Origin of the sequence: Paenibacillus solisilvae, from assembly GCF_042656405.1 — a bacterium.
Lineage (GTDB): Bacteria > Bacillota > Bacilli > Paenibacillales > Paenibacillaceae > Paenibacillus_Z > Paenibacillus_Z solisilvae.
In genome coordinates, this window is record NZ_JBHSOW010000053.1 from 1 (window position 1) to 9,555 (window position 9,555).

9 protein-coding genes and 4 pseudogenes are annotated in these 9,555 nt (G+C 41.4%); 4 read left to right on the forward strand and 9 right to left on the reverse strand.

Going from position 1 to position 9,555, the window contains the following annotated elements:
• Positions 1-549: 549 nt before the first annotated feature.
• The 3 genes and pseudogenes from ACFPYJ_RS15015 to ACFPYJ_RS15025 all read right to left on the reverse strand — a co-directional run.
• Positions 550-693 carry a hypothetical protein gene (locus ACFPYJ_RS15015; RefSeq protein ID WP_379188966.1) on the reverse strand — a complete coding sequence of 48 codons (144 nt, stop codon included), beginning with the start codon at positions 691-693 and terminating at the stop codon, positions 550-552.
• A 629-nt stretch (positions 694-1,322) separates the two neighbouring features.
• Positions 1,323-1,610, reverse strand: a pseudogene (locus ACFPYJ_RS15020) (GNAT family N-acetyltransferase); the annotation flags it as partial.
• Positions 1,601-1,863 (reverse strand): annotated as a pseudogene (locus ACFPYJ_RS15025) (DDE-type integrase/transposase/recombinase); the annotation flags it as partial. The pseudogenes ACFPYJ_RS15025 and ACFPYJ_RS15020, both read right to left, overlap by 10 nt.
• A gap of 313 nt (positions 1,864-2,176) precedes the next feature.
• Between ACFPYJ_RS15025 and ACFPYJ_RS15030 the strand changes: the two are divergent.
• Complete coding sequence (locus tag ACFPYJ_RS15030; protein WP_379188967.1) at positions 2,177-2,626, forward strand: hypothetical protein; 450 nt, start codon at positions 2,177-2,179, stop codon at positions 2,624-2,626.
• A gap of 373 nt (positions 2,627-2,999) precedes the next feature.
• Here the strand turns inward: ACFPYJ_RS15030 and ACFPYJ_RS15035 are convergent, their stop codons facing one another.
• The 6 genes and pseudogenes from ACFPYJ_RS15035 to ACFPYJ_RS15060 form a co-directional block, all read right to left on the reverse strand.
• On the reverse strand, positions 3,000-3,230 hold the full coding sequence (locus ACFPYJ_RS15035) for a transposase (protein WP_379188974.1): 231 nt from the start codon (positions 3,228-3,230) through the stop codon (positions 3,000-3,002).
• A gap of 194 nt (positions 3,231-3,424) precedes the next feature.
• Positions 3,425-4,161, reverse strand: a pseudogene (locus tag ACFPYJ_RS15040) (SDR family NAD(P)-dependent oxidoreductase).
• A 63-nt stretch (positions 4,162-4,224) separates the two neighbouring features.
• The gene (locus ACFPYJ_RS15045) at positions 4,225-5,040 is read right to left on the reverse strand and encodes an alpha/beta fold hydrolase (protein WP_379188975.1); all 816 of its coding nucleotides are present in this window, start codon (positions 5,038-5,040) and stop codon (positions 4,225-4,227) included.
• A 60-nt stretch (positions 5,041-5,100) separates the two neighbouring features.
• Positions 5,101-5,408 (reverse strand): annotated as a pseudogene (locus ACFPYJ_RS15050) (epoxide hydrolase N-terminal domain-containing protein); the annotation flags it as partial.
• Between the two features lie 102 nt (positions 5,409-5,510).
• A complete protein-coding gene (locus ACFPYJ_RS15055) occupies positions 5,511-6,437 on the reverse strand; it encodes a helix-turn-helix transcriptional regulator (protein WP_379188976.1) in 927 nt (308 codons plus the stop codon).
• Positions 6,438-6,875: 438 nt separating this feature from the next.
• A complete protein-coding gene (locus tag ACFPYJ_RS15060; protein ID WP_379188969.1) occupies positions 6,876-7,346 on the reverse strand; it encodes a DinB family protein in 471 nt (156 codons plus the stop codon).
• Positions 7,347-7,714: 368 nt separating this feature from the next.
• Between ACFPYJ_RS15060 and ACFPYJ_RS15065 the strand changes: the two genes are divergently transcribed.
• The 3 genes from ACFPYJ_RS15065 to ACFPYJ_RS15075 form a co-directional block, all read left to right on the forward strand.
• A complete protein-coding gene (locus tag ACFPYJ_RS15065; RefSeq protein WP_379188970.1) occupies positions 7,715-8,416 on the forward strand; it encodes a hypothetical protein in 702 nt (233 codons plus the stop codon).
• A 70-nt stretch (positions 8,417-8,486) separates the two neighbouring features.
• Positions 8,487-8,948 carry a hypothetical protein gene (locus tag ACFPYJ_RS15070; RefSeq protein ID WP_379188971.1) on the forward strand — a complete coding sequence of 154 codons (462 nt, stop codon included), beginning with the start codon at positions 8,487-8,489 and terminating at the stop codon, positions 8,946-8,948.
• Between the two features lie 335 nt (positions 8,949-9,283).
• On the forward strand, positions 9,284-9,555 hold a 272-nt coding region (locus ACFPYJ_RS15075), incomplete at its 3' end, for an IS110 family transposase (RefSeq protein WP_379188973.1).

Below are 9,555 nucleotides of genomic sequence, written 5' to 3' on the forward strand. Positions count from 1 at the left end.
CTCTAGGCAATAGACTAATGGGTGTCGCCGAGGCTTTCTCTGTGTCTACTTTTTTGAGGCAAGGTCAGTTTGTCCTTTTTTAGCCATAAATAAATCCCCTCCAAGTTCACTCATTCCTTATGGTACCATAAGGTTTTTTTCTGAGTGTCTACTTGAAGGGGATAATATCACTTAATAAGGGCTTTAATTACTTTTAACCTAGATCTTCTTTGTTTATATAATCTAATAGGTGCTTTCTTATTTCCATCTCACACTCAGAACAAATAGACAGTGTTAAATTAGCATCTTTATTAAGGTAATACTTAAGTTGATCTTCAAGGGTTATTCCGTTTTTTTCTTTCGATTTGATTTCTCTACAAGAGACACAAAAGATCATGATTTGCACAAGTCCACCTCATCTGCTGTAGTTAAATGTTAGTTATTTTATGTAAAAGCTTGTGTAAAAGTTCGTTCGAGCCATTTTAATGGGTCCTCCTTCTGGGACTAAGAAATAGTGCGGCGCTGAATGGTATTCATATACCGTTACAAATATCGGAGCATTAACACCAATCACACGTTGTTTACGTTCTGATTAACAATAATGGACGTTGCAGTCTTAATCACGTCATTTGTTGTAATCCTGCGGGAGCCTCTAATCGTAATCTCAATGACGCCATTTGGAAACCCGTTAACCAGCCCGATCTTCCACACCAACTGGGATCCACCCGCATTGACAACAAACGACTTGGTTGACAGCTGTGTGATTGGAGTTAATTGAGGGACTGCTCCAGTACTGAACCCGTACAATGTCAGTTCCGAAGAGTCGGCAGCCCCATCACTTTCAAGTGGTTATTCGTAATTCGACGATTACCCAAGAAGCTTGGGTGGACACCATCCGCATAATAACCCATTGCATTTGCTTCGCTGTACGATGGCCCGAGTACATCTTTGTTGGATATAAACTAAATCCATGTGCGTCTGAGTAATCCTTTAGTACGGCTCCGAAATCAACCATCCGGATACCGTTTCGTCCTGTGGAGCATTCGGCCGGATCAGGTAGAGATGACACCCGGCGCCAGAAAAAAGGTCCTTAAGGAAATTAACTCAAATGGGCTGACATTTAGTATGTAGATCAAAACCGATTCTGTCACTTTAGGAGAGAACAGAGCCGGTTAGTAAGAACATGATGTTTATCTAATTTTCACTACGTAATAAACTGCACAAAAACAGGAATTCTAAGCAATCCATTATGGGTCCAGTTTCTTATCTTCACTTTTGCATGCAGCAGCGGATGACCAGGATAAGATAGTTCACGGTAAAAAAGCAACTGGTAGTTGAAGATCTCATGTTCTCCATTCTTCCCGCAAAATAGCGAAATAATATTCGTCCCACCATTCGTTCTCATGAGGAATACACTTCTTGAAATAACCTTCCCGTCTCATTCCGATCTTCTCCATAACCCGATAAGAAGGAATATTTTGGGGCTGGCAAGTAGCAATTATTCTGTGCAAATTCATTTCCTCAAATCCAAATTTCAGGATGGCTGATGCTGCTTCTGAAGCATATCCTTTGTTGTGAAAGTTAGAATTGAACACCCACCCGATTTCATATGTATGCTCACCAAAATATTGGAGACTAAAGAGAACGTAGGACGAGACCCTACTGTATAGGTGATAATTTCACCGTTAAACAAGTCCAGCACAGGCGATAAGTATAGCTTTTCTCCGAACAACTAAATTCCGTTATATCGGTAACCCACTTCTCATTTGGTTTTTCCGCTTGAAAATGACGATTAAGTACGTTAGGAGCAATTTTACCTACTGTCCCTTTATGGGAACGATACTTCTTCATGCGAACCACCGATTTCAATCCTAAATCTTTCATGGTTAATGTGATTCATTGAAGTAACGGATACAGATCGTTCAATAACCGGGCATAACCCCACCAACGAATGGTGGGGTTATGTGTGTTCCGTTCGTTCAAGCAACGACTGGAGTTAAAGCTTTGCAATCGCTTCTCGAACAAAATAGCACAACTCTCCCTGCCTACTCTGAAAAAGACAACCTCTTATGAATATTGTAAACGACATTATTTTACATAGAGATGAGGCGAAAGTATGGTTAACAAAAACTGGATTTTCTACCATAATAGTGTTAGATGCTGGCCGGCTCTATATAAATAAAGTGAGGGATTATTAATGAAACTTAAAAAGTTACTTATTCCTATTCTTGTAGGAGTCAGCATTCTGGCGATTGCTCAGTCTGCGACAGCAGCATCTATCCCAAAGCCATATTATGAAACGACAGACATTGAAGAGGCACATCCAATTCCAATCGTATCGGGTCAATTTAACTTTGGCTATCTTAATCCCCAAGAAGATGTCGACTATTACGTATACAAGAACAATACAGATGATTTTCAACATGTTCAGGTGTACTTGGCATCTCCGCTTGGGTTAAATTATGATTTTTTGGTGACGGATTATAATTCTCGTCCTTTTCTAGTTAAAAGCCGTGATCGGACAGATGTTTTTGATCAATTTTTGCCACCAGGATATGTATGCTACTTTTTAGTTGCTGCATTCAATCATGGAAGTTCCGACCCTCTGAGGAATTACGTTTTTTGGTTAAATGTAGTTAACGATTAAATAAGTGGTGCGAATATCAGGTAGATCACTTGGAGAATCTTGCCCAAAACGACCGGATATGGCGCATTACGCCTGTGTAACTTTGTACGTAGAATAAGAGGCACTCCATTGAGAGTGCCTTTTTTGGTATAAAAAGGGATATCCTTACTGGAGCCTTTCCGATTCCCAGCCCTTGATATTCCTTCGATTATATTGCTGCTCCCGAAGACGTACTGCGAGGAATTTCTGCAAGCTTTAACAATGCAGTCACCGGAAATTCAAGCCTTAATTCATAGACGACTAGCGATTTGTCTTGTTTGGTGATTTTTCCTTTGAATTGATTGCGCCATTTTCGAATAATCCCTGGAGAAGAAATATTGAAAATGACAGCTGCTTAATTTGGAGACGTCCCATTCTCGTTCATATAGTGGAGTACGTCTAGTTTAAATGGGACGCTGTATGCTGTATAGCTTTTTTCAAACGCTTTTTCACCGTGATATTCGTATTGCTTAATCCACATACGCAAGACCTCATGATTGACTCCTAAGGTTCTCGCAATGCTTTTGACCCTACACTTCCTAACAGATATTGATGGATAGCTTCTTTTTTCAACGCTAAACTGAATTTTGACAAAAAAACTGCACCTCCAATTGCTAGATGGTGTCTAACAATTCGGGTACAGTTCATCAGCCGGCTGCCGTTTATTGATATCGTACCCGTTAACGTAATAACTGTTGATTAGCTAACTTTATCAAATTCTCTCGGGTGTCTCTTAAACGTACTTTGGCATTGGTAGTATCAAATGACACTGGACACCATTTACAGCCCGCCAGTAACAGGGGTATATGATCCGGTAACAAAACGCGAATCGTCGCTTGCCAGGAACGAAATAACACCTGCAATATCATCAGGTTCCGCCACACGCCTCAGTGGTGTGAAGTTACTAATTGTTTGTTTCTCTTCCTCTGACAAAAAGGCGGTCGCATCGGTTTGCACTAATCCGGGTTTGCTGAAATCCCTTGTGGACCGAATTCTTGGGCAATATAGTCGGAAAAAGTATTCAACCCTCCTTTTGCCGTTCCATGAGCGATCATGTAAGGCGAGGGATCCTTGCCTAAGCTGCTGGATACATAAATGATACGTCCGAACTTTTGTTCGATCATGAACGGAATAACGGATTTAGTCGTCACGAATGCTGCTTTTAGTTCATCGTTTAATTTCTGAGAGAACTCCTCCCAATTCATTTCGGCAAAGGGCTTCGCAGTGAAACTCATATTTGCGTTGCAGACCAATATATCAATTTTCTTAAAAGCTTCTAAAACAGCGTCTACGAGCTTTGTAAATTGGTCTGAATCACGAACATCCGCCCGGAGAGCAATGGCATCTCCGCCGCTGGATCGAATATCGGAGACCAATGCTTCAGCAGCATCTTGATTTTTTAAATAATTAACTACGACTTTCGCACCTCGCTGGGCCAATAATTTTGATGCAGCACCTCCAATTCCCCTAGCGCCTCCGGTAACGATAACAACTTTCCCTTGCAGATTCATATTCATCTTCCTTTCATCCCAATATTTAATTTCGAATGTTCTAACTCTAGATTCGAGTACCGGTTAGTCTTAGCGAAGTTGACCAAAGAACTTTCGGATGTCATTAACTAATAGATCAGGTACTTCCATTGCCCCAAAGTGACCTCCGCGATTGAACTCTGACCAGTGCACGACGTTATGCTCTCGTTCGACAATTCCTCGGACCGATAAGTCTTTAGGAAAAACCGCAACACCAGTAGGAACCGAAGAGCGCTGAGCAGGCATACCCCAGGATTTCGCCTCCTCTTTATAAATCCGTGCCGATGACCCTGCCGTTCCTGTCAACCAGTACAATGTGACATTCGTTAGCAAGTGGTCGAGATCAACGGCTTCTTCCGGAAGATTTGCTGCAGGGTCTGTCCATTCCTTGAACTTCTCAACTATCCAAGCAAGCTGACCGACGGGCGAGTCAGTCAGACCGTAGGCGAGCGTTTGAGGTCGTGTAGATTGTATAATCGCATAACCCCCTGTCTCATAGCTTTGTTCAGTCAACGTATCGAAGCGCGCTTGTTCGATTTCAGATAGGTCAATCGACTCTGCAGGATCTCCGGACGGGAATGTTGCAAGCCCGTTTACATGTACCCCGATAACACAGTCAGGAACAAATCGCCCGAGTTCTGGAGAGACGAGCGATCCGGTGTCCCCGCCTTGGGCGCCATAGCGTTCATATCCCAGACGACGCATAAGTTCAGCCCATGTTTTGACAACGCGACTTATGTTCCATCCAACTTCGGTTGTCGGACCAGAAAAGCCGAAGCCAGGTAGCGAAGGTATAACAACATGGAAAGCATCTTCCGGATTACCGCCATGAGCACGGGGATCGGTGAGCGGTCCTATAATGTTCATGAATTCTACGATTGAGCCCGGCCAACCATGTGTGATGATCAGAGGCATTGCATCAGGTTCAGGTGAACGTACATGCAGGAAGTGGATATTCTGTCCATCGATAGTGGTGGGAACTGCGGAAATTGATTCAAAGACTCTTCGTGCTTACGCCAGTCATATTTGGACCGCCAGTATTCCGCAAGTTCCTTGAGGTAATCAATCGGTACACCATATTCCCAGCCTACACCGGGCAAAGCATCCGGCCAACGGGTGTGGGTTAAACGGTCTCGTAATTCATTAAGGTCAGCCTGCGGAACATCGATGCGGAAAGGCTTGATCTCAGTGCTCTGGTGGCCACTGCGCACACTTTGTTGTTCTGAATGCGTCATTTTTGGAAAGCCTCCTCAAATTTCTTTGTATTTTCTTGTGACTGATTAATGTGTTCTCCCTATTTAAACTCATAATAAACCAAGCTTGTTGACAACTGTGTGTCAACGATCGATATAAAGTTTAGATATCTCCAAAGCACTTTTCCGTACCGCTTCAGCAATATGCGGGGGTTCAAGAATGAACAAATCCGTTCTAAAATGAAGTAAAAAGCCGATTAACCAGTCGTTATCCGGGTATCGAACCCGAACGGTAAGCGAACCATCGGGTTGCCGTTCAATTTCATCCGAATCAAAATGATCTTCTGCTGGAACCTTAGCCGATCCTGTAAATCTAAGCACCAGATCGACCATCTTGGAATCATGCTGAGGACCTCGATTTTCATTCAACTCAGACAGCGTCACCATTCGGCGCTGGAACGTATCCTCAAGAATGAGTAGATTCCGGATCCGAGAAAGCCTGAACATGCGGTAATCATCTCGGTTTAAGCAATAACCGTGAAGATACCACGTGTAGCCTTTGAGCACCAGCCCCATAGGTTCAATACAACGTTCTGTTTCTCCCCCTTGTCCGTTGATATATGTAAAACGGATCAGCCTTTTTTCACGTACGGCTTTATGCAAAGTGTCATACTTGTTTCGTTCTGAAGAGCTGCTTTTCCACGGATTTAAGTCTATGATGACCTGATCAGTACCAACCATACGACCTTGTTCTGCCTTCGAGACCAATGCGCCAACTTTATCGAACAGCCCGTCCAAATTTTGGTTGCTAAATGCCTGCGTAGATTGAAGACCTCGCAAAGCTGTAGAGAGGGCAATAAGCTCATCAAATGAAAGCATTTGCCGATCCAATCGAAAGTTTTCCATGATTTCGAATCCGCCTTCTGCTCCCGTGTACGAAACAATAGGAATTCCTGCTAGATTCAATGATTCCAAATCGCGATAAATCGTACGCAATGAAACCTCCAGACGATCGGCCAATTCTTGGGCCTGTACGCGTTTGCGGTTTAATAGAAGGATAGTAATGGCCATAAGACGCTCAAGTTTCACTGTTGTCCCCCCAATTCAGAACATCTTGTTACATTCATTTTCAAGATAACTGGTTAATAAAATGATTCAGTTCCACGAACACGATCCTTTAACTCCTGCAGGTAGTTAGGCTCTTACTTGCATAATAAACTTTCATTGTTGACAATAGTCTGTCAGGATTAGAAAGTTCACCAGTGTTTTGTTGTTTTTTTGAAACCACAAATTCCGATATCATCTTAACTGATCAAGCCCCAGTTAATAAAACCGGGTTAAATGCATCTACAGCTTGGTTGGGCTTATTCCGTTATTCTGCCCGTTAATAAATCATTATTTTGTGAAGATGTAAAAAGGAGCTGTCGAGGCAGCTCCTTCATCGTTTGTATAGAGTCTTTCATTGAACTAACGTACCCGTTTGTTCAGGATGAGAGTTACCCTCTTGCGTTATGGAACCAAATCAGTATCTGGAGGTAAATGTCCGAGGTGTCGGCTAATAGATACAATCTGTCCTTTGTGGTGGAATTCATGTGTGATGGTATGTGTAAACATATATAAAGGCGTTCTTGGTTCAGGCTCATCTTGCCACGGAATATCCACGATAACTGGAACATCCCATTTTCCTGCATATGTGTGAATGAACTGATCGACTAACGTATCAATCTCTCTAAAGATTGTACGGACGACTCCTACTTCGGGTTGAGGGGGTATTTCAAAAAATTCGGTGAGTTGTAATCCCTGTCTACCGATCCAATTTCGGTAGCAATAGGAAACGTGAATAAGTAAATCACACATGGAGGCTCCACCAAACGAGTCGAGTTGATGGACATAATCTGCGTGTGGTATCGACTCGCAATAAGAAAATAAGGCTTCTCTTGTACGCTTAATAAAGTCATATTGTTCCATCAATACGTTCACTCGCAACACCCCTTTTATTGAATTTTAGGATTCTACAAACCTAATGTATCATAATGATACATGTTGCGTTTCTTATAAATTGCTAATCTGCCCGAGGGAGGTGAACAAAGGTGCCGGTTCGTCGGCAGCCTGTCGTCATGACGCTATCGTTCTCCGTCGTAACGACTTACGTCTCCGAAGCAATTTACATGTTTATGAAAACTAATCCATTCATGATAATTCTTACACGATTATAGATATAAAATTGAGGACGATCTCCGTTTTGCTTTACCGAATAAAAAATATATTGTGCTATCTAAGTGCATAAAGATTTATTTATTTGAAAGAATACAATTAACTTCTCATTTGGAAAAAAAGGTGAAATGCTAATGAACAAATCAACTAGCGTACGATACCCTTCTTTATTAAGTAATGATTCCGGAACGGTTAGTATATTGCACCCAATTAATCCTTGGATTCCGCTTTGGTGGTCAGCTGCCTTTCCTGGTTATGGTCATTTGTTGATGAACAACTATTTAATTGGGTATTTCTTAGTGTTATTCGAGTTTATAGTTAATAATTTGGCTAATGTAAATCTTTCCATCTACCTCTCAATGATTGGAGACTTTTCTCAAGCTAAAGAAGTTATAAATCTTCATTTTATCTTTATCTACATTGGCCTGTACGTTTTTAGCATTTACGATTCCTACCGTAGAGCAGTTGAACTTAACAACAGTTACAAATTGTCTTATCGGAAAACAACTCAAATTAATACTAACAATTTCTCTCCTTACAGTATTAATACATTAAATAAATCAAATCCTTTAGTAGCTTTATACTGGAGTTTTATTATACCTGGTCTAGGAGCATTGTATAATAATCGATTAGCTTCCTTTTTTTACAGTATTTTTTGGTGGGGAACTACAGTTTACTTTTCCAAGTTTTATATTGGATTGTACTACACTTGCATTGGACAATTCGATCGAACAAGATCAACCATAGATCCACAGTGGTACTTGTTTATTCCTTCTATTTTCGGTGGGGTCTTGTACAGTGCTTATTGGGAAGCGGTAAAAACGAAACCAGTATAAGCTTTCTCAAGCTCAATTTTTCAAGTCCGAATATCAAAACAGACCTTTTTTTCAGATCCAAGGAGGACAAATGTATATTGTTGCTTCATTTGAACACTCGATTTCCATTGAATTGGCGATTTCCGATTTGGAAAAGTCAGGCATACAAAAACCAGATATTCTTGCCTTACCACTTGAACAAACGAATAATAAGACAAGAATATTCGATACGATACATTATTCAGACGGAGTTAGTTACATTGACCTTGCAGCCATTCTTGGATCCATCTTCATGCTATTAGGATCCATTTATGGTTTTGTTCTTAAGCAAGGCCCCATTTTGTGGGCGTTATACGGATTGGCGATTGGGGCAGTTATCGGATTTGTTATTAAATTAGCAATTAATAAATATAAATATAAATTAAAAAGGATGGGTTCAAAGACAATAACCGAAGTAATCATAATGGTTAAGTGTAGTGAACAGCAAATTCAAACCGTGAAGGAAATCTTTTGCAACAATCATGCTTTTGGAATATCATCTTTTAACGAATAAGCAAATTGACACAAGTTCTAAAAGAAAACTTCTCTCAAGGTCGATTCACTCATTCTCGCGACTGCCACTTATCGTTGAACTAATCTGCCCGTTAGCCATACATGCAGCGCAAGCGCTGCACCACAGATGATGAAAATGGGTAAGACTCTCTTAGGGCTGGGAGAGGAAGGTCGATAAGCTATGGTGCTATAGAGCCCATCCGTTAGTCTGACTTGGGCGGCCACGGTGCATCACAGATTGTCGCTCCCTCTCGGGAAGCACTCATGGGAGATTAATCCTACTCTGGTTGTTGCACCAGCCTCTGTCTAATTTAGCCGTAGAGAGGATGTATTTCGGTGGAAGTCGTCATTGAACGGGCATGCGGTATGGATATTCATAAGGATAGCATAACGGCATGCATTCTAACGTCTAAGGGAAAGGAGATTCAAACGTTTTCAACTAAAACGGTATATTTATTACAATTAATGGATTGGATTAAACAGCACGAATGTACTCACGTTGCCATGGAAAGCACAGGGGTATTTTGGAAGCCTATTGTCAATCTGCTTGAAGCTGAAGGCATTGAATTTTTAGTGGTGAATGCTCAGCATATGAAAGCACTACCTGG

Coding starts and splice junctions, on each gene's coding strand:
- ACFPYJ_RS15030 (WP_379188967.1), top strand. CDS start 2,177: ATGAAACTTAAAAAGTTACTTATTCCTATTCTTGTAGGAGTCAGCATT.
- ACFPYJ_RS15045 (WP_379188975.1), bottom strand. CDS start 5,040: ATGAACATTATAGGACCGCTCACCGATCCCCGTGCTCATGGCGGTAAT.
- ACFPYJ_RS15055 (WP_379188976.1), bottom strand. CDS start 6,437: ATGGCCATTACTATCCTTCTATTAAACCGCAAACGCGTACAGGCCCAA.
- ACFPYJ_RS15065 (WP_379188970.1), top strand. CDS start 7,715: ATGAACAAATCAACTAGCGTACGATACCCTTCTTTATTAAGTAATGAT.
- ACFPYJ_RS15070 (WP_379188971.1), top strand. CDS start 8,487: ATGTATATTGTTGCTTCATTTGAACACTCGATTTCCATTGAATTGGCG.